Source organism: Streptomyces sp. NRRL S-1022 (genome assembly GCF_000720135.1).
Taxonomy (GTDB): domain Bacteria; phylum Actinomycetota; class Actinomycetes; order Streptomycetales; family Streptomycetaceae; genus Streptomyces.
Map to the genome: position 1 here is coordinate 23,133 of NZ_JOIU01000027.1, position 17,995 is coordinate 41,127.

Annotated in this window: 17 protein-coding genes; 8 read left to right on the forward strand and 9 right to left on the reverse strand. The window is 72.3% G+C overall.

Features of this window, described 5'->3' with window-relative positions:
- Positions 1–69: 69 nt before the first annotated feature.
- Positions 70–990 (reverse strand): serine hydrolase, encoded by a 921-nt coding sequence (locus IG05_RS0132445; RefSeq protein ID WP_030347626.1) that lies wholly within the window; start codon positions 988–990, stop codon positions 70–72.
- Positions 991–1,280: 290 nt separating this feature from the next.
- Between IG05_RS0132445 and IG05_RS0132450 the strand changes: the two genes are divergently transcribed.
- Positions 1,281–1,658 carry a hypothetical protein gene (locus tag IG05_RS0132450; protein ID WP_030347627.1) on the forward strand — a complete coding sequence of 126 codons (378 nt, stop codon included), beginning with the start codon at positions 1,281–1,283 and terminating at the stop codon, positions 1,656–1,658.
- Positions 1,659–1,679: 21 nt separating this feature from the next.
- Here IG05_RS0132450 and IG05_RS0132455 read toward each other — a convergent pair whose 3' ends face one another.
- Positions 1,680–2,603, reverse strand: coding sequence for a serine hydrolase (locus tag IG05_RS0132455; protein ID WP_030347628.1), 924 nt, complete (start codon positions 2,601–2,603; stop codon positions 1,680–1,682).
- A gap of 331 nt (positions 2,604–2,934) precedes the next feature.
- On the opposite strand from IG05_RS0132455, the gene IG05_RS0132460 reads away from it, so the two are divergent.
- Positions 2,935–3,291: a peptidase inhibitor family I36 protein gene (locus tag IG05_RS0132460; protein WP_030347629.1), complete on the forward strand. Its 357-nt coding sequence runs from the start codon at positions 2,935–2,937 to the stop codon at positions 3,289–3,291.
- 60 nt (positions 3,292–3,351) lie between these two features.
- On the opposite strand, the gene IG05_RS0132465 is transcribed toward IG05_RS0132460, so the two are convergent.
- Positions 3,352–3,756, reverse strand: coding sequence for an ATP-binding protein (locus IG05_RS0132465; protein ID WP_030347630.1), 405 nt, complete (start codon positions 3,754–3,756; stop codon positions 3,352–3,354).
- A gap of 207 nt (positions 3,757–3,963) precedes the next feature.
- On the opposite strand from IG05_RS0132465, the gene IG05_RS0132470 reads away from it, so the two are divergent.
- Both IG05_RS0132470 and IG05_RS0132475 read left to right on the forward strand, forming a co-directional pair.
- The gene (locus tag IG05_RS0132470) at positions 3,964–4,815 is read left to right on the forward strand and encodes a helix-turn-helix domain-containing protein (RefSeq protein WP_030347631.1); all 852 of its coding nucleotides are present in this window, start codon (positions 3,964–3,966) and stop codon (positions 4,813–4,815) included.
- A gap of 8 nt (positions 4,816–4,823) precedes the next feature.
- The gene (locus IG05_RS0132475) at positions 4,824–5,030 is read left to right on the forward strand and encodes a DUF397 domain-containing protein (RefSeq protein WP_030347632.1); all 207 of its coding nucleotides are present in this window, start codon (positions 4,824–4,826) and stop codon (positions 5,028–5,030) included.
- Positions 5,031–5,077: 47 nt separating this feature from the next.
- Here IG05_RS0132475 and IG05_RS0132480 read toward each other — a convergent pair whose 3' ends face one another.
- From IG05_RS0132480 to IG05_RS0132490, 3 genes are read right to left on the reverse strand one after another with little or no spacing between them, the layout of a single operon-like run.
- Complete coding sequence (locus IG05_RS0132480; protein ID WP_030347633.1) at positions 5,078–6,763, reverse strand: thiamine pyrophosphate-binding protein; 1,686 nt, start codon at positions 6,761–6,763, stop codon at positions 5,078–5,080.
- The gene (speB, locus tag IG05_RS0132485; RefSeq protein ID WP_030347634.1) at positions 6,760–7,740 is read right to left on the reverse strand and encodes an agmatinase; all 981 of its coding nucleotides are present in this window, start codon (positions 7,738–7,740) and stop codon (positions 6,760–6,762) included. Before speB ends, IG05_RS0132480 begins: the two co-directional genes overlap by 4 nt.
- Positions 7,741–7,796: 56 nt before the next feature.
- Positions 7,797–9,257: a sodium:solute symporter gene (locus tag IG05_RS0132490; protein ID WP_030347635.1), complete on the reverse strand. Its 1,461-nt coding sequence runs from the start codon at positions 9,255–9,257 to the stop codon at positions 7,797–7,799.
- 190 nt (positions 9,258–9,447) lie between these two features.
- On the opposite strand from IG05_RS0132490, the gene IG05_RS0132495 reads away from it, so the two are divergent.
- The 3 genes from IG05_RS0132495 (at position 9,448) to IG05_RS48045 (ending at position 12,540) form a co-directional block, all read left to right on the forward strand.
- Positions 9,448–11,178, forward strand: coding sequence for a PucR family transcriptional regulator (locus IG05_RS0132495; protein ID WP_063760118.1), 1,731 nt, complete (start codon positions 9,448–9,450; stop codon positions 11,176–11,178).
- Positions 11,179–11,250: 72 nt separating this feature from the next.
- Entirely contained in the window at positions 11,251–12,039 is a 789-nt protein-coding gene (locus tag IG05_RS0132500) for a phosphatase (RefSeq protein WP_030347637.1), read from the forward strand.
- 75 nt (positions 12,040–12,114) lie between these two features.
- The gene (locus IG05_RS48045) at positions 12,115–12,540 is read left to right on the forward strand and encodes a hypothetical protein (protein ID WP_158839068.1); all 426 of its coding nucleotides are present in this window, start codon (positions 12,115–12,117) and stop codon (positions 12,538–12,540) included.
- 336 nt (positions 12,541–12,876) lie between these two features.
- Here the strand turns inward: IG05_RS48045 and tesB are convergent, their stop codons facing one another.
- The 3 genes from tesB to IG05_RS0132520 all read right to left on the reverse strand — a co-directional run bounded on the left by tesB (position 12,877) and on the right by IG05_RS0132520 (position 16,279).
- On the reverse strand, positions 12,877–13,743 hold the full coding sequence (gene tesB / locus IG05_RS0132510; protein WP_030347639.1) for an acyl-CoA thioesterase II: 867 nt from the start codon (positions 13,741–13,743) through the stop codon (positions 12,877–12,879).
- Positions 13,744–13,789: 46 nt separating this feature from the next.
- A complete protein-coding gene (locus IG05_RS0132515) occupies positions 13,790–14,947 on the reverse strand; it encodes an acyl-CoA dehydrogenase family protein (RefSeq protein WP_030347640.1) in 1,158 nt (385 codons plus the stop codon).
- 735 nt (positions 14,948–15,682) lie between these two features.
- Positions 15,683–16,279 (reverse strand): TetR/AcrR family transcriptional regulator, encoded by a 597-nt coding sequence (locus tag IG05_RS0132520; protein ID WP_030347641.1) that lies wholly within the window; start codon positions 16,277–16,279, stop codon positions 15,683–15,685.
- Between the two features lie 97 nt (positions 16,280–16,376).
- Between IG05_RS0132520 and IG05_RS0132525 the strand changes: the two genes are divergently transcribed.
- Positions 16,377–17,993, forward strand: coding sequence for a carboxyl transferase domain-containing protein (locus tag IG05_RS0132525; protein WP_030347642.1), 1,617 nt, complete (start codon positions 16,377–16,379; stop codon positions 17,991–17,993).
- Positions 17,994–17,995 lie beyond the last annotated feature (2 nt).

The following is a 17,995-nucleotide window of genomic DNA, read 5'->3' on the forward strand; positions in this document are numbered from 1 at the left end:
CCTCCGCAACAAACCGCTCCGCTGGGTCCGGCCCCGGTGACCGTGCGGCGCGGACCGTCCCGGACGGCATCAGCCCTGCGGCGGTACGGCGACGAACGCCTCGCTCGGCGAGTCGGTCGGGGTGTAGCGGGTGACACCCGGGGCGGCCGGCACCAGGTCCTTGTGGATCGCCCTGGCGACGTTCTGGATGGTGGCCACGCCGTAGTCCATGGTGCTGTCGTCCTGCGTCAGCACGGTGATCGTGTAGTCGTGGCCGGCGCCGTTGAAGGTGCCCAGGCTGTGCACCCGCCAGCCGTGCGTGGAGCGCTCCAGCCAGCCGTTCTTCACGTGCACCGAGACGGACGACGGCGCTCCGGCCGGGGTGCCCCAGCGCTGGTCCGCGACGACCTGGCCCATCAGCTTCAGCATGTAGGCGCGGGCGTTGTCGCTCAGCAAGCCGTTCCGGGCGGTGACGAGCCTGAGCAGCTTCTGTTCGTCGGTGACGTTCTCCTGGGTCAGACCCCAGTAGCCGTCCGCACCCGGCACGGTCTTCGTCATGCCGGCCGCCGTCAGGAAGCCCTGGATCTTCGCCGTGCCCAGTTGCTTCCACAGCTTGCTGGTCGCGTCGTTGTCCGACTCGGTGATCATGGCCGTGGCGAGTTCGTCCTCGGTGTCGGTCAGGTACCGGTTGCTCTTCTTCGCGTCCCACAGCAGCGTGGCGAGCACGGTGACCTTCACGGTGCTGGCCGAGTCGAAGGCGGTCGTGGCGTTCAGGGTGCAGGTGGTGCCGGTCGAGCGGTCGTACAGGCCGAGGGCGACGGTGCCCTCGCGGTGCGCGAGGGCCGCCGTGATGTCCTTCTTCAGTTTGGCGGCCAGGCCCGCCTTGGCGGACGTGCAGTCGACCGCGGCCGTCGGCGCGGCCGCGGCCGGAAGGGCGGTGGCGCAGACGAGCAGCGTGGCACCGAAGGCGGTCGTGAATGCCCCGGTTCCGCGGGATATCCGGTGGGTCATGAAGGCTTCCCCCTTGTGACGTCGGTCGGGCGTCGTGCGGGTACGCATGTTCGCAGGGCGGGAGTTCGCACGAACAAGGGGGTCGGCCACCGGGTCGGCGGCCCGCCGGCGGGGACGGGGCGGCGGCCAACGCGCGCACCACGGAGGCCGGTTGGCCGGGGCCTCGCGCCGTCCGTGTGCCTGCGCGCGCCCCGCTGCGCCCCTTCCGTGGGCCGTCACCGTTCGACGAGGCTCGGCGCCACGGCCGTCGTCCCGTCCCGGGGCCCGGCCCGACCAGGGAGGGGAAGACGATGGGGACCACAACCGGCAGACGCCGCGCGATCGGCGCCGTCCTCGCACTGCTGGCGGGGACCGGGGCCGTCGCGGCCTCGACGGCCCCGGCGGCAGCGGCCACCGGGGACGTGCTGATCGTGCAGAAGGGCAGTACGGGCAACCTGGTGAGCGTGCAGACCTTCGTGTTCCTGCCGGGCATCACCGAGCAGGGCGACGGAGTCCAGGCCGGGGCCACGCAGTTCGCGGTCACCAATCTCACGGACCGGACCCTCGGCCTGACGGAGCGGACCGCGTCGGGCACGGTCGTCCACAGCGACACGGTGGCCGCCGGCCGCAACGGCACCTTCGCCGTCACCGCCGGCGACACCGTGACGCTCACCGTGCCGGCCGACTAGGCCCCGGCCGGCGGCCCGGGCTCAGCCCTGCGGCGGTACGGCGACGAACGCCTCGCTCGGCGAGGTGGTCGGGGTGTAGCGGGTGACCCCGGAGGTGGTCGGCACCAGGTCCTTGTGGATCGCCTTGGCGACGTTCTGGATGGTGGTGACCCCGTAGCTCATGGTGCTGTTGTCCTGCGTCAGCACGGTGATCGTGTAGTCGTGGCCGGCGCCGTTGAAGGTGCCCAGGCTGTGCACCCGCCAGCCGTGCGTGGAGCGCTGCAGCCAGCCGTTCTTCACGTGCACCGAGACGGACGACGGCGCTCCGGCCGGGGTGCCCCAGCGCTGGGAGGAGACGACCTGGCCCATCAGCTTGAGGATGTAGGCGCGGGCGTTGTCGCTCAGCACGCTGTTCTTGGCGGTGACCAGTGTGAGCAGCTTCTGCTCGTCGTTGACGTTCTCCTGGGTCAGGCCCCAGTAACCGCCGGTGCCGGGCACGGTCTTGGTCATGCCGGCGGCGGACAGGAAGCCCTTGATCTTCGTCAGGCCGAGCTGCTTCCAGAGCTTGCTGGTGGCGGTGTTGTCGGACTGGGTGATCATGGCCTTGGCGAGCGACTGCTCGGTGGCCGTCAGGTACCGGTTGTGCTTCTTGGCGTCCCACAGCAGCGTGGCGAGCACGGTGACCTTCACGGTGCTGGCCGAGTCGTAGGCGCTGGTGGCCCGCAGGGTGCAGGTGGTCTTGGTGCTGCGGTCGTACAGGCCGACGGCGACGGTGCCCTTGCGGTTCGCCAGGGCGGCCGTGATGTCCTTCTTCAGCTTGGCGGCCAAACCCGCCTTGGCGGACGTGCAGGTCACGGTGGGCGTGACCGCGGCGGCCGGAGTGGCGGCGGTCACGGCCGGTATGAGCAGCGCGGCACTGACGGCGGCCGCGAGCGCACCCGCCCGGCCGGAGGTCCGGTGAGTCATGGAAAGTCCCCTTGAAGGTCGTACGGGCGTCCCCCTGAACGCCGTTGAGCGCACCCGTGCGCTGTATGAAGGGACTCGCCATGACGGTCGAAAGTTGTACACCCGTTCGGGGAACGGCAGTTCTTTACCCGGCTCTCACCGAGGCCGGGGCGGCGGAGCGGTCTCCGAGGGCCCATAGGGGTAGGACAGCGGCGCCTACGGTCCTACTAGTCCCACTTCTTCCCCCACACCGGCGACAGCGATCTTGCTCCCGGGCGTGTTCCGGGGGACGGCCCCCACCATGGCGGTGCCCGGTGCACGGCCGGGCGCCCCGACTCCCCTCTGGAGAGCCATGAAGCAACTCCGCTCCTGGACGCTGGCAGCCGCCCTCGCGTTGACCGCCGCACTGCTGCCCGCGCAAGCCGCGTCGGCCCGCGCCGCCCAGCCCGCCTGCCCCGACGGTTCCGTCTGCTTCTGGAGCGGTGAGGGCTTCGGCGGCGACTACTGGGAGTGGACGGCCCGCAGCGGCTACCGCGACCTGCCGCCGAACCTCCACGACAACGTGGGCTCCTTCGTCGCCTCGACCCGCGCCTGCTTCACCAACTGGGGTCCGGTGGAGAAGCGCGACGTCTTCAACGGCGACTGGCGCTCCATGTACCGGGGCGACTTCGGCGGCCGGATGGACGGGGTGGGGCCGGGCGGCTGCTGAGGCCTTCGACAGCCGACGAGGCCTGGGGCGGAGTGGCCGCCGCAGGCCTCGGTGGCGTCCTCAGGCAGCGCCCAGTTCGCACCACACGTACTTCCCCCGGTCCCCGAACCGGGCCGACGGCTGCCAGCCCCAGTAGTCCGCGCAGGCCCTCACGAGCCCCAGCCCCCGCCCTCCCTCCAGTTCCGCGACCTGGTCCAGCGGCCGGGGCGGATCCGGCGGTGCGGGGTCGGTGTCCCACGCGCCGATCCACACCACGCCCTCCGGGGTGCGGCGGACCCTGAGCGCGGCCGGCCCCTTCGTGTGCTGTACGGCGTTCGACACCAGCTCCGTCGCGAGGAGCTCCGCCGTGTCGGCCAGGCCGGCCAGACCGTGCAGCGTGAGGATCAGGCGCAGGGTGCCGCGGCTGACGGTCACGGCTCTGAGGTCGTTGGGGATGTAGAGCGTGTAGTCCCAGGTTTCGGGCATGCGTCGTCAACTCCGGTCGTGGGGTGGGGTTTCCGCACGCGGTGGCTCTGCCGCGGCCGTCATGGCAGGACGGGGCGGTGCGCTTCCGCTGTGTGTGCGCTACGTCACCGACAGTAGGGTCACAATTTGGGACCCTGCAAGTCGTTGTCGTAACGTACCCACGAACGGGGCTGTTCCCCGGGGAAGTTGTGCACGAGAGGGCAGGGCATGGCGCGCAGGAAAGAAGTCACCGCACGCCAAGCGCGTCTGGGTGCGGAGCTGCGGAAACTACGCGAAGCCGCAGGGCTCAAGGGGCGCGAGGCAGCTGCGCTGCTCGGGACGGACTCGGCTCAGATGAGTCAGATCGAGTTCGGCACGGCAGGCGTGAGCGGTGAGCGTGTACGTCGACTTGCCGCGCACTACGCCTGCACGGACACCGCGTTGATCGAAGCGCTGGTGGCCATGGCCTGCGACCGGACGAGTGGCTGGTGGGAGGAGTACCGGGGCTCGCTGCCCAACTCCTTCCTGGACCTCTCCGAACTGGAGCATCACGCGACCTGTCGGTGGGACGTGGACTTCCTGCACGTCCCAGGCCTCCTGCAGACCGAGGAATACGCACGCGCCCTCTTCTCGTACGTGAACCCGGAGTTTCCGGAGAGCGATCTGGAACGCCGGGTGGAGCACCGTATGAGGCGAAGGGTCATCATCGAGCGTCCCGACGCGATCCCGTACGACACCGTGATCCATGAAGCGGCGCTACGCATCAGGGTCGGCGACCGCGCCGCGACCCGGGCTCAGCTCAGCCGCATACTGGAACTGTCCTACGCCCCTCACGTCAGCGTGCGGGTCATCCCTTTCGAGCTGGACGCCTTCGCAGGTGCGGGGAGCGCCATGGTGTACGCGGGCGGCCCCGTTCCCCAGCTGGACACCGTGGTGCGCGACAGCCCCAACGGAACGGTCTTCATCGACGCCCAAGCCCAACTGGACCGCTTTCGAACGCTCTTCCGTAGGGTAAAAGCTGTGTCGCTCGAACCCGAGCGTTCTCGTGACTTCATCCACAAGCTGGCCAAGGAGCTGTGAGGCGCACCATGACCACCCCCTTGATATGGCGGAAGTCGTCCTTCTCCGGCGGTGGCGAAGGAAACGCCTGCGTCGAAGTGGCCGACCTCGACGCCCACATAGCCGTCCGGGACTCGAAGGCTCCGGCCAGGGCCACCCTCGTCTTCCCCGCCGGCTCCTTCATCCGCTTCGTCGAAGCCCTGGAAGAGCGCGCCGGGTGGGTCCGGCCGATCTAGGGCCGGTCGGGCTCGCCCCGCCGTCGCTGATGCCGCCGCCTCCCCGATCAGCCCAGGTGCGTCGGCGCGAACATCCGCAGCACCGCGGGGAGTACGACCACCGAGGGGCCCGGCTCGGACAGGGCCTTGGCCAGGTCCTCCGCCAGGCTCGCCGGTGTCGTGCGGACGGCCGGGACGCCGAAGGATTCCGCGAGGGACACGTAGTCCGGGCGGGTCAGTTCCGTCGCCGTCGCCTGGCCGAAGGCGTCCGTCATGTACTCGCGGAGGATGCCGTACCCGCCGTCGTCGACGATGAGCCAGGTGACGGGGAGGCCGTACTGGCGGGCCGTGGCCAGTTCGGCGATGGAGTACAGGGCACCGCCGTCGCCGGACACCGCCAGCACCGGGCGGGTCGGGTCCGCCGCCGCCGCGCCCAGGGCCGCCGGGAAGCCGTAGCCGAGGCCGCCGGCACCCTGCGCCGAGTGCATGGTGTTGGGGCCCTGCGCGTCGAAGGCGGACCAGGCCCAGTAGGCCAGGATCGTCATGTCCCAGAAGGACGGGGAGCCGGCGGGGAGGGCGCGGCGGACCGAGGCCAGCACGTCCTGCTCCAGGGTGAGTTCCTGGCCCGCGATGCGGTCGGCGACCTTCGCCAGCAGCTCCCGCACCCGCTCCGGTGCGGAGGCGTCCGTGCGCTCCTCGACCGTCTCCAGCAGGGCCTGGAGGGCAAGCCGGGCGTCCGCGTGGATGCCGAGGGACGGGTGGTTGGACTCCAGTTTGCCGAGGTCCGCCTCGATCTGGACCACCCGGCCCCGGGGCCTGAACGTGTGGTAGTTGGAGGACAGTTCGCCGAGGCCGGAGCCGACCACCAGCAGGACGTCCGCGTCCTCCAGGAAGTCCGTCGTGTGCCGGTCCTCCAGCCAGGACTGCATCGACAGGGGGTGGTTCCAGGGGAACGCGCCCTTGCCGCCGAACGTCGTCACGACCGGCGCCTGGAGCCGCTCGGCCAGCCGGAGCAGCTTGCCGGACGCGTCGGCACGGACGACCCCGCCGCCCGCGATGATCGCCGGGCGGGCCGCGCGGGACAGCAGGTCGGCGGCCACCGCGGTGAGTTCGGGGCGCGGGAGCAGCTCGTCCGGGGTCGCGTCCATCGCCGTCACCACCGGCAGCGAGGTCTGCGCGAGCAGGACGTCCTGCGGGATCTCCACCCACACCGGGCCGTGCGGGGCGGTCAGCGCCGACTTCCAGGCCGCCGCGATCGCGGAGGGGATCTGCGACGGGGTGCGGACGGTGTGGACCGACTTGACGACCCCGCGGAACGAGGCCGCCTGGTCGGGGAGTTCGTGGAGGTAGCCGTGCCGGCCGCCGCCCAGGCCCGCCGTCGGGATCTGGCTGCTGATCGCCAGGACGGGGGCGGAGGCGGCCGCCGCCTCCTGGAGGGCGGCCAGTGACGTCAGCGCGCCCGGGCCCGTCGAGAGCAGCAGCGGGGCCGCCTCGCCGGTGATCCTGCCGTAGGCGTCGGCCGCGAAGCCCGCGTTGTTCTCCACCCGCAGGCCCACGTAGCGCAGCGCCGAGCGGCGCAGGGCGTCGAACATGCCGAGGGCGTGCTGGCCGGGCAGGCCGAAGACCGTGGTGGCGCCGAGCCCGGCCAGCGTCTCCACGACCAGGTCTCCGCCGTTGCGCCCCGGGGGTGGGTTCAGGGCGGCGGTGATCTGCGCCGTCGTCGGGCGGAGTACCAGGTCGTGGTCGTGGGTCACTTCGCTTCCGCGTCCTTCCGGGCCGCCGCGATCTGGCGGCTCATGATGGTGGTCAGTTCGTACGCCGTGTGGGAGGCCGCGACCGAGGTGATCTCCGCGTGGTCGTAGGCCGGGGCGACCTCGACGACGTCCGCCGAGACCAGGTTGCAGCCCGCCAGCCCGCGCAGGATCTCCAGCAGCTCGCGGGAGGTCATGCCGCCCGCCTCCGGGGTGCCGGTGCCGGGCGCGTGCGCCGGGTCGAGGCAGTCGATGTCGATGGAGATGTACAGCGGGCGGTCGCCGATGCGCTGGCGCAGCTGGTCGGCCACCTCGTCGGCGCCCCGGCGGTAGACGTCCGCCGAGGTGACGATGCCGAAGCCCATCTTCTCGTCGTCGGTGAGGTCCTGCTTGCCGTACAGCGGGCCGCGGGTGCCCACGTGCGACAGCGCCGAGGTGTCGAGGATGCCCTCCTCCACCGCGCGGCGGAACGGGGTGCCGTGGGTGTACTCGGCGCCGAAGTAGGTGTCCCAGGTGTCCAGGTGGGCGTCGAAGTGGAGCAGGGCGACCGGGCCGTGCTTCTTCGCCACCGAGCGCAGCAGCGGCAGGGCGATGGTGTGGTCGCCGCCGAGGGTCATCAGGCGGGCGCCGGTGCCGAGCAGGTCGTCCGCGGCGGCCTCGATGGTGTCGACTGCCTCGTTGATGTTGAACGGGTTCACGGCGATGTCGCCGCCGTCGGCGACCTGCGCGAGGGCGAACGGGGAGGCGTCCTGCGCCGGGTTGTACGGGCGCAGCAGCCGGGACGCCTCGCGGATGGCGTTGCCGCCGAAGCGGGCGCCCGGCCGGTACGAGACGCCGGAGTCGAACGGCACACCGACCACGGCGACGTCGGCGGTGCCGACCTCGTCCAGGCGGGGCAGCCGGGCGAAGGTCGCCGGTCCGGCGTACCGCGGGATGCGGGAGGAGTCGACGGGGCCGCGGGGCGTCTCGTTGCTGCTCATGGTGAATTGCCTTCTTTCCAGCGCTTCATCGCGCTTGTACTGCTTTCCCTATGACTCTACTGGGGAGTCGGGACCGGTTCGGACACGAGTTCGGGGGATCGTCCGGCGAGGCGCTCGCGCCAGGCGGCGAGGACCGTCTCGTCGGTGGGCCTGGTCGCCAGGGAGACGGCGACGTAGACCGCGAGGGAGGCCAGCAGGCCGTAGTAGACGGGTTCGTTGGCGAGGATGCCGTAGCCGGCCATCAGGCCGAGGACGGCGAGGCCGCCGACGGCGACGGAGGCCAGCGCGCCCTGGACCGTGCCGCGCTTCCACAGCAGGCCGCCGAGGATCGGCACGAGCAGGCCGCCGACGAGGAGGTTGTAGGCGACGGTGAGCGCCTCGACCACGTTGTTCAGCGCGATCGCCGTGCCGATCACGGCGAGGCCCATCAGCAGGATGAAGGCGCGGTTGCCCTTGACCTCGCCGTGCTCCGCGCCGCCGCGGCGGACGGCACCGCGCAGGCGGGACCAGATGTCGTTGTTGGCGACCGTGGCGCAGGCGATCAGGGCGCCGGAGGAGGTGGACATCACGGCGGCGAGGGCGGCGGCCAGGACCAGGCCGCGCACGCCGACCGGGAGCTCGTCCTTGACGATGGTGGCGAAGGCGTCGTCGGGGCTGCCCAGCGTGGGGTAGAGCACCTTGGCGGCGGTGCCGATCACCGCGCCGGCCAGGGCGTAGGCCAGGCAGTAGGTGCCGGCCACCGTGCCGCCCCACTTGGCCGTCCTGTCGCCGCGGGCGGTGAACACGCGCTGCCAGATGTCCTGGCCGATCAGCATGCCGAACGTGTAGATGAGGACGTAGGTGAAGATCGTCTCGCCGCCGATGCCCAGCGGGTCGAAGTACGAGGTCGGCAGCTTGGCCTTCATCTCGGCGAAGCCGCCCGCCTTGACGACGGCCATCGGCAGCAGGAGCAGGAGCACGCCGATCGTCTTGACCACGAACTGCACCATGTCGGTCAGCGTGATGGACCACATGCCGCCGAGGGTGGAGTACGCGACGACGATCGAACCGCCGAGGACGATCGCGACGGTCCGGTTCATGTCGAACAGGACGTCGAAGATCGTGGCGTAGGCGATGGTCGAGGTCACCGCGAGCATCAGGGTGTACGCCCACATGACCACGCCGGAGATCACGCCGGCCCGGCCGCCGTAGCGCAGGTCGAGCATCTCGGAGACCGTGTAGACCTTCAGGCGGGCGATGCGCGCGGAGAAGAAGACGGACAGGGCGAGCAGGCCGAGGCCGATGGTGAAGACCATCCAGGCGCCGGAGAGGCCGTACCGGTAGCCGAGGCCCACCCCGCCGATGGTGGAGGCGCCGCCGAGGACGATCGCCGCCATGGTGCCGGAGTACATGACGGGGCCGAGGCGCCGGCCGGCCACCAGGAACTCGCTCTTGGACTTGGCGCGGCGCATGCCCCACCAGCCCATGGCCAGCATGCCGGCGAGATAGACGACGATCACTGTGTAGTCGACGGCCATGACGGCCCTCCTTCGCGCACTGTCCGGTGGCGTGTCGTGCAGATGCTTCGTGATGTGCCGGCAGCGGCTCGCGGGGACATCCGCCCGTACCCGCGGCTGCCGTGCCCACCTGACACTAGGTGGCCGGAAAGCGACTGCGAAGAGTACGTTTCATCCATATGGACGGGGCCGGATGGAGGGAACGCACACCATGCCGGAGACGATCGCCCCAGCGGTCCCACCGACCCCACCGGTACCGCTCCAGGCGCTGCTGGCCCGCGAGGACCTCGCGCTGCGGCAGATCGCCGGGCCGGCGGATCCGGGGATCGTGATCCACTGGGCGCACACCTCGGAGATGGCCGACCCGTACCCGTACCTGCTCGGTGGCGAGCTGCTGCTGACCGCCGGCGTGCACATCCCGGAGGCGGCCGGCTCGGGCACGTACTTCGAGGACTACGTCTCCCGGATCGTGGCGGCGGGCGGCGCGGCCCTCGGCTTCGGGCTGGCCCCGGTGCACGACACGGTCCCGCGCGCCCTGGTCGCCGCCTGCGAGCGGTACGGCCTGCCGCTGCTGGAGGTCCCGCCGCAGACCACGTTCTCCGGCGTGGCCCGGGCGGTGTGGCAGCTGATGGCGCAGGCCCGGCTGGCGGAACTGCGCCGGGTCACCGAGGCCCAGCAGAGCCTCGCGGCAGCCGCGTCCCGGCCGGATCCGGTCCCCTCCGTCCTGCGCCGGCTGGCCCAGCGGCTGGGCGGCCGGGCGGTGCTGTACGGCCCCGACGGCACGGAGGTCGCCGCGGCGGGCCCGCAGACCCCGGAGGCCGCACGGACGGCACTGGCGCAGCTGGCCGGGGTGGTGCGGCCGGCTCCCCCGGCACCGGCGGACCCCGGCCGCCCGCACCCCGCCACCGCACCAGGTCCGACGACGGCACCGGCCGGACCGGCGGCCCGGCCCAGGCCCGCCTCCACCGCACCGGCCACCCGCCCGCACCCCGCCTCCGCACCGGGCCCGGCGGCACCGCCGGCCGGCCCCCAGGGCCGGCCGCGGCCCAGCTCCACCGCACCGCTCGCCCCCGCGCCCGCGGCCTCCCCCACAGCCACAGCCGGCGCCGCCTCCCCCACAGCCGGCCGCCCGCATCCCACCTCCGCCACCGACACGTGCGGCCCGACGCACCTCGCGGTGTACGCGCTCGGGGCCGGTGCCGGGTTCGTGCTCGGGGTGGCCGCCTCCCGGCGGGACCCGGGGGACCACACCATCGCCTCCGTCGCCGCCGTGCTGCTGTCCCTGCTGACCGGTGAGCACCAGAGCGCGGCCGGGGCGGCCCGGTCCTCCGCGCTCGTGCGGCTGCTGCTGGGCGCCCCGCCCGAGCAGGTGGCCCCGCTGCTCGGCAACGCGCAGTGGCTCGTCGTCCACGCGCGGCCGGAGGCACAGGCGCCGGACGCGGTCGCCGCCTCCGCGCTCGGCGCCGCCCTGGGCTCACCGCTGGTCGACCTCGCCGACGACGTCGTACGGGTACTGGTACCGGCGGACCGGGAGCCGGCGCCGCAGTCGGGCTGGACACTCGGGGTGAGTGCCGCGGCCGGGCCGGCGCAGTGGCCGGCCGCCGACACCCAGGCCGCCCGGGCCCTCGCCCGGGCCCGCGCGACCCGCACCCCGCTGGTCCGGCACGCGGCCCGGCCGGCGCTGGCGGACCTGGTGCCGGCGGCGGACGCCGACACGCACGCCCGTACGCTGCTCGCTCCCCTCGCGGGGCAGGCCGCGCTCGCCGAGACCCTGCGCACCTGGCTGTCGCTGCACGGCAGTTGGGACCGTACGGCGGTGGCGCTCGGGGTGCACCGCAACACCGTGCGGCAGCGGATCGCCCGCTGCGCCGCCCTGTTGGCCGCGGACCTGGACGACCCGGACGTCCGGATGGAGCTGTGGTTCGCCCTGCGGCGCACCTGAGGCCGAGTGACCCCCGTCCCAGCGGGCGGTATGCCAAGGACGCGGGCCGCGGGCTGCCTCACAATGGAGGACATGCCGATATCCGGGACACCCAGCCGCGCCCAGCTCGTCGACCACCTGGTGCGCACCCGTATCGCGGGGGACGTCGCCACGCCCCGCGAGAACAACCTCTCCCACTACCGCCAGCTCGCCAACGGTGTCCGGGGCTACTGGCTCGGTCTGGAGCTGGGCGACCGCTGGACGGACGAGCAGGACGTCCTCGCGGTGATGGCCGAGCGGGTGGGGGTCAACGACGACCCCGAGTACCGGTACGGACAGGACACCATCGACCCCGAGCTGACCGTGGACGCGCTGGACCGGATGGCGGCGCGGCTGCGCAAGGCGGCCGAGGGGCGGCAGCGGGTGCTGTTCGCGACCGGGCACCCGGGCGGTCTGCTGGACGTGCACCGGGCCACGGCCGCCGCGTTGCGTGCCGCCGGCTGCGAGATCGTGGTCATCCCGGACGGGCTGCAGACGGAGGAGGGGTACGTCATGCAGTTCGCGGACGTGGCGGTGCTGGAGCACGGGGCCTCGCTGTGGCACACCCACTCGGGCGAGCCGATGCGGGCCATCCTGACGGGACTTGAGCGCGAGGGGCGGCCGCTGCCCGATCTGGTGGTCGCCGACCACGGCTGGGCCGGGTACGCGGGCCGGCACGGCGTCGACTCCGTCGGGTACGCCGACTGCAACGACCCGGCGCTGTTCCTCGCCGAGTCCGAGGGCACCGTCCAGGTCGTGGTGCCGCTGGACGACCACGTGGTCAGCCCGCGCTACTACGACCCCATGACGGCATATCTGCTCGCCGAGGCGGGCCTGGCCTGACGGGCCGCCACATCTGACGGCACGACAGGCGTGACGTGCGGTCCCGCTGCCGGGACCGCACGCCGGAGTCAGTGCGTGGTCGGGTCAGTGCCCACCACCTCCTCCGTGGCCGCCACCGCCGCCACCGCCGCCGTGGCCGCCACCGCCGCCACCGTGGTCGCCGCCGCCACCGCCGTGGTCACCGCCGCCGCCGTGGTCACCGCCGCCACCGTGGTCACCGCCGCCACCGTGGTCGCCACCGCCGTGGTCACCGCCGTAGCCGCCGTGGTCACCGCCGTAGTCGCCGTGGTCGCCGCCGTAGCCGTAGTCGTCGTCGTCATCGTCGCCCCACGAGTTGTGGTCGCCGTGACGTCCGTTGTCGTTGTCTCCCCAGCTGCTGCTGTAGGAGCCGTGGTCGCTGTGCTCCGCGGCAGAGGCGGCCCCGGCTGTGCCGATCGCGGCTCCGCCGGCCAGCAGGAGGCCGGAGGCGGACAACGCGACAAGGCGCCTCGTGCGCTGTGATCGCATGGGAATACCTTCCATCTCCATCGTCTCTCGCGGCTCCCTGCGGAAGGCGCGAGGTGGATGGCCACGCCGCTGCGAGATGTGAGGATGCGGCGCGGTCGAGGTAACCGCAGAAAGTGATACGAAACGGCGTCAGGGGTCCCGGGTGCCGGGCGCACCGGCTGTGCCGGGCAGGCCGTTCGTTGCGGCTTTCACTAAAGGAGCCTACTGCCGCACGGGCCACACGTCATCTCGGGAGCGGCACCACCCGGTCACACCTTCCCGGGTGCGGGCCGGCGGTCCCTGCCGGAGAGCCGTGGCAGGTCCCCCGACCTGCGGCGGGGCCGCGGGCCGTCACCGCGGGACGCGGACCACGCCCTCCTGGATGACGGAGATGGCGAGCCGTCCGTCCTGGGTGTAGATGCGGGCCTGACCGAGGCCGCGGCCACCGTGCGCGGACGGGGACTCCTGGTCGTACAGCAGCCATTCGTCGGCTCGGAAGGGCCGGTGGAACCACATCGCGTGGTCCAGGGACGCGCCGACGACGTCCCCGACGGCCCAGCCGCCGCGCCCGTGGGCGAGCAGCACGGAGTCGAGCAGGGTCATGTCGGAGACGTAGGTGGCGAGGACGACGTGGAGCAGCGGGTCGTCGTCGAGCTTGCCGTTGGTGCGGAACCACACCTGGGAGTGCGGCTCGCGCGGCTCGCCGTACTGCCCGTACGGCGGCTCGTCCACGTACCTCAGGTCGATCGCCTCGCGGGCCTCCAGGAACCGCTCCACCACCTCGGGCGCGAGGTGGCCGTAGCCGCGCAGCCGCTCGTGGGAGGTGGGCAGGCTCGCCGGGTCGGGCGCGGCGGGCATGGGCGCCTGGTGCTCCAGCCCCGCCTCGTACGCCTGGAAGGAGGCCGAGAGGTGGAAGATCGGCTTGCCGTGCTGGACGGCGACCACCCGGCGGGTGGTGAAGGACCGGCCGTCCCGGATGCGGTCCACGGTGTAGACGATCGGCGCGCCCGGGTCGCCGGGGCGCAGGAAGTACGCGTGCAGGGAGTGGGCGGGCCGGTCCGCGGGGACCGTCCGCCCGGCGGCGACCAGCGCCTGCGCCGCGACCTGCCCGCCGAAGACGCGCGGGACGACGGCGGAGCGGGACCGGCCGCGGAAGATGTTCTCCTCGATCTGCTCCAGGTCGAGCAGATCGAGGAGATCCTGGAGTGCCTGGCTCATGGCGTCAGTTGTACCGGCCAGTGATCACGTGTCGGTGCCGTGGGCCTTACAGACCCATGTCCTTGGCGATGATCGTCTTCATGATCTCGCTGGTGCCGCCGTAGATGCGGTTGACGCGGTTGTCCGCGTACAGACGGGCGATCGGGTACTCGTTCATGTAGCCGTAGCCGCCGTGCAGCTGGAGGCAGCGGTCGATGACGCGGTGGGCGACCTCGGTGCAGAACAGCTTGGCGGAGGCGGCCTCGGCGGGCGTCAGCTCGCCGGCGTCCAGCGCCTCCGTGGCGCGGTCGGCGACGGCCTCGGCCGCGTCCACCTCGGCCTGGCAGGCGGCCAGCTCGAACTTGGTGTTCTGGAAGTGCGCGACCGGCTTGCCGAAGACGGTGCGCTCCTGCACGTACTGCTTGGCGAACCGGACGGCGGCCTTGGCCTGCGCGTAGGCGCCGAAGGCGATGCCCCAGCGCTCGGAGGCCAGGTTGTGGCCGAGGTAGTAGAAGCCCTTGTTCTCCTCGCCGAGCAGGTCCTCGACCGGGACCTTGACGTCGACGAAGGCCAGTTCGGCGGTGTCGGACGTCTTCAGGCCCAGCTTGTCCAGCTTGCGGCCGACGGAGTAGCCCTCGGACTTGGTGTCCACGGCGAACAGGGAGATGCCGTGCCGGCGGTCCTCGGCGGTGGGCGCGGCGGTGCGGGCGCACACGATCACGCGGTCGGCGTGGACGCCGCCGGTGATGAAGGTCTTGGCACCGTTGAGGACGTAGTGCGTGCCGTCCTCGGAGAGCCTGGCGGTGGACTTCATGCCCGCGAGGTCGGAGCCGGTGCCCGGCTCGGTCATCGCGATGGCCCACATCTCCTCGCCGGTGACGAACTTCGGCAGGTAGCGCTTCTTCTGCTCGTCGGTGGCCAGCATCTTCAGGTACGGCAGGGCGAGCAGCACGTGCACGCCGGAGCCGCCGAACTGGACGCCCGCGCGGGCGGTCTCCTCGTAGAGGACGGCCTCGAACTTGTGGCTGTCGATGCCCGCGCCGCCGAACTCCTCGGGCACGCTGATGCCGAAGACGCCCAGCTCGCCGAGCTTGTAGTAGAAGTCGCGCGGCGCCTGGCCGGCGGCGAACCACTCGTCGTACACCGGGACGACCTCGGCCTCGATGAAGGCGCGGATGGTCTCCCGGAACGCCTCGTGATCCTCGTTGAACACCGTACGGCGCACGCCGCCACCTCCACGTACCTGACATCGGCATGTCTAAGCGCTTGCTCACTCAACCGTACCGGTGAGTACGGAACCCCGTCCAGGGGGGTTCCGCCGTAACGCTCGTCACGCCCGCCCTGGCGGTACCACACGCGACAGCCGGACAGGTCCTCGTGGACGGGGCCGGTCACCTCGGCCCGGGCCGGCACGTGGGCGTCCCCGCGGCCGTGCGACGGCACGCGGACCGGCCGGGCGGCGTGCACCCGCAGCCCGGGGACCGGGTCCGCGAAGTCCTCGTCGGCCGAGACGAACAGATTCCGGCCGCCCGTCTCGGCGACCGCGACCACGCCGTGGCGCAGCACCCGCAGGCCCGCCGGCACGTGCGGCCCACTCGGTGCGCAGCAGCTTGAGCGGCGGGCCGGTGACGTTCTCCTGGACGGGCGGGCTCACCCAGCACGCGGTGCCGGCCCGGACGTGCGGGAAGCCGATCGCGTTCCCGGTCCCGGCCAGGCCGCGCCCCTGCGCACAGTCCCGCGCCCGGTCACCCCAGGCCGGGCCGTCAGCGCCCCCGCGACGGCGAGCGCGGCAACCCGCCCGCAGCGCTCTCGCACGCGTCCCTGAGCACCCTCGTACGCGTCCCTCAGCGCCCTCGTACGCGTCCCTCCGCGGGCCGTGCCGGTCCTCACGGCTCCCCCTCCAGTCGGCGCAGGGGAGCCTCAGTTCACGGCACTGACCTGCGGGAACAGTCCGGTCCCGCTACTCCTGGCCGGCCGCCCCGAAGGCACCGCGCGCCATCCGGTGCAGCAGCGCCGCCGTCGTCTGGCGGCCGGGGAGCGTGCCGGCGCGGCCGAGGTGGGGGGTGGAGTTCAGCAGGCCGAAGACCGAGTGGACGGCGGAGCGGGCGGCCGGCTCGGTCAGCCCGGGGTACACCTCGCGGACCACCTCCACCCACAGCTCGACGTACTGCCGCTGGAGCTGCCGCACCAGCTTGCGGTCGCTGTCGCGCAGCCGGTCCAGCTCGCGGTCGTGCAGGGTGATGAGCGGGCGGTCGTCCAGGGCGAAGTCGATGTGGCCCTCGATCAGGGAGTCGAGGACGCGGCCCGCCGGCACCCCGTCGGCCTCGGCCAGCCGCCGCTTGGCACCGGTGAGCAGCTGCCCGCTGATGCCGACCAGCAGCTCGGCGAGCATCGCGTCCTTGCCCGGGAAGTGCCGGTACAGACCGGGGCCGCTGATGCCGACCGCGGCGCCTATCTCGTCGACACCGACGCCGTGGAAACCGCGCTCGGCGAAGAGCCGGGCGGCCTCCTTGAGGATCTGCTCGCGGCGGGTCGTGGCGTCGGTTCTGGTGACCATGCGGTCAATTCTAGACAGCGAGGTTAGCGGTCGTTAACCTGAAGGAAATGGTTAACGCTCATTAACCGGTTCGATCACCGGGTGAGGGGACCGCAGGATGCAGGAGGCACCGGAGCTGACGAGCGCGGCAGACCCCGCGTCGGAGGCCTGGCGGGCCAATGAACAGGCCCATCTCGCCCTCGTGGAGGAGCTGCGCGCCAAGCTGGCCGCGGCTGCCCTCGGCGGCGGCGAGAAGGCGCGGGCGCGGCACACCGCGCGCGGCAAGCTGCTGCCGAGGGACAGGGTGGACACGCTGCTCGACCCGGGCTCGCCCTTCCTGGAGCTGGCCCCGCTCGCGGCCGACGGGATGTACGAGGGGCAGGCCCCGGCCGCCGGGGTGATCGCCGGGATCGGCCGGGTCGGCGGGCGCGAGTGCGTGATCGTCGCCAACGACGCCACGGTCAAGGGCGGCACGTACTACCCGATGACGGTGAAGAAGCACCTGCGCGCGCAGGAGGTGGCCCTGGACAACCGGCTGCCGTGCGTCTACCTGGTCGACTCCGGCGGGGCCTTCCTGCCGATGCAGGACGAGGTCTTCCCCGACCGGGACCACTTCGGCCGGATCTTCTACAACCAGGCCCGGATGTCCGGCGCCGGCATCCCGCAGATCGCGGCCGTCCTCGGCTCCTGCACGGCAGGCGGGGCGTACGTCCCGGCGATGAGCGACGAGGCCGTGATCGTCCGCAACCAGGGCACGATCTTCCTCGGCGGGCCGCCCCTGGTGAAGGCGGCCACCGGCGAGGTCGTCACCGCCGAGGAGCTGGGCGGCGGCGAGGTGCACTCCCGGGTCTCCGGGGTCACCGACCACCTCGCGGAGGACGACGCGCACGCCCTGCGGATCGTCCGGAACATCGTGGCCACGCTGCCCGCCCGGCGCTCCCTGCCCTGGGAGGTCCAGCCGTCCGTCGAGCCCAAGGCCGACCCCTACGGGCTGTACGGCGCCGTCCCGGTCGACTCCCGCACCCCCTACGACGTCCGCGAGATCATCGCGCGCGTGGTCGACGGCTCCCGGTTCGCCGAGTTCAAGAGCGAGTTCGGGCAGACCCTGGTCACCGGGTTCGCCCGGATCCACGGCCACCCGGTCGGGATCGTCGCCAACAACGGCATCCTGTTCGCCGAGTCCGCCCAGAAGGGCGCCCACTTCATCGAGCTGTGCGACCAGCGCGGCATCCCGCTGGTGTTCCTCCAGAACATCTCCGGCTTCATGGTCGGCAAGGACTACGAGGCGGGCGGCATCGCCAAGCACGGCGCCAAGATGGTGACCGCGGTGGCCTGCACCCGCGTGCCGAAGCTGACGGTCGTCGTCGGCGGCTCCTACGGCGCGGGCAACTACTCCATGTGCGGCCGGGCCTACTCGCCCCGCTTCCTGTGGATGTGGCCCAACGCCAAGATCTCCGTCATGGGCGGCGAGCAGGCCGCCAGCGTCCTGGCCACCGTCAAGCGCGACCAGTTGGAGGCGCGCGGCGAGGAGTGGCCGGCCGAGGAGGAAGAGGCCTTCAAGGCGCCGGTCCGCGCGCAGTACGAGCGCCAGGGCAACGCCTACTACGCCACCGCCCGCCTGTGGGACGACGGCGTGATCGACCCGCTGGACACCCGTCAGGTCCTCGGACTGGCCCTGACGGCCTGCGCCAACGCGCCCCTGGGAGAGCCCCAGTTCGGCGTCTTCCGGATGTGAGG

Coding starts and splice junctions, on each gene's coding strand:
- IG05_RS0132525 (WP_030347642.1), top strand. CDS start 16,377: ATGCAGGAGGCACCGGAGCTGACGAGCGCGGCAGACCCCGCGTCGGAG.
- IG05_RS0132450 (WP_030347627.1), top strand. CDS start 1,281: ATGGGGACCACAACCGGCAGACGCCGCGCGATCGGCGCCGTCCTCGCA.
- tesB (WP_030347639.1), bottom strand. CDS start 13,743: ATGAGCCAGGCACTCCAGGATCTCCTCGATCTGCTCGACCTGGAGCAG.
- IG05_RS0132495 (WP_063760118.1), top strand. CDS start 9,448: ATGCCGGAGACGATCGCCCCAGCGGTCCCACCGACCCCACCGGTACCG.
- IG05_RS0132490 (WP_030347635.1), bottom strand. CDS start 9,257: ATGGCCGTCGACTACACAGTGATCGTCGTCTATCTCGCCGGCATGCTG.
- IG05_RS0132475 (WP_030347632.1), top strand. CDS start 4,824: ATGACCACCCCCTTGATATGGCGGAAGTCGTCCTTCTCCGGCGGTGGC.
- IG05_RS0132500 (WP_030347637.1), top strand. CDS start 11,251: ATGCCGATATCCGGGACACCCAGCCGCGCCCAGCTCGTCGACCACCTG.
- IG05_RS0132455 (WP_030347628.1), bottom strand. CDS start 2,603: ATGACTCACCGGACCTCCGGCCGGGCGGGTGCGCTCGCGGCCGCCGTC.
- IG05_RS0132470 (WP_030347631.1), top strand. CDS start 3,964: ATGGCGCGCAGGAAAGAAGTCACCGCACGCCAAGCGCGTCTGGGTGCG.
- IG05_RS0132445 (WP_030347626.1), bottom strand. CDS start 990: ATGACCCACCGGATATCCCGCGGAACCGGGGCATTCACGACCGCCTTC.
- IG05_RS0132460 (WP_030347629.1), top strand. CDS start 2,935: ATGAAGCAACTCCGCTCCTGGACGCTGGCAGCCGCCCTCGCGTTGACC.
- IG05_RS0132465 (WP_030347630.1), bottom strand. CDS start 3,756: ATGCCCGAAACCTGGGACTACACGCTCTACATCCCCAACGACCTCAGA.
- IG05_RS0132520 (WP_030347641.1), bottom strand. CDS start 16,279: ATGGTCACCAGAACCGACGCCACGACCCGCCGCGAGCAGATCCTCAAG.
- speB (WP_030347634.1), bottom strand. CDS start 7,740: ATGAGCAGCAACGAGACGCCCCGCGGCCCCGTCGACTCCTCCCGCATC.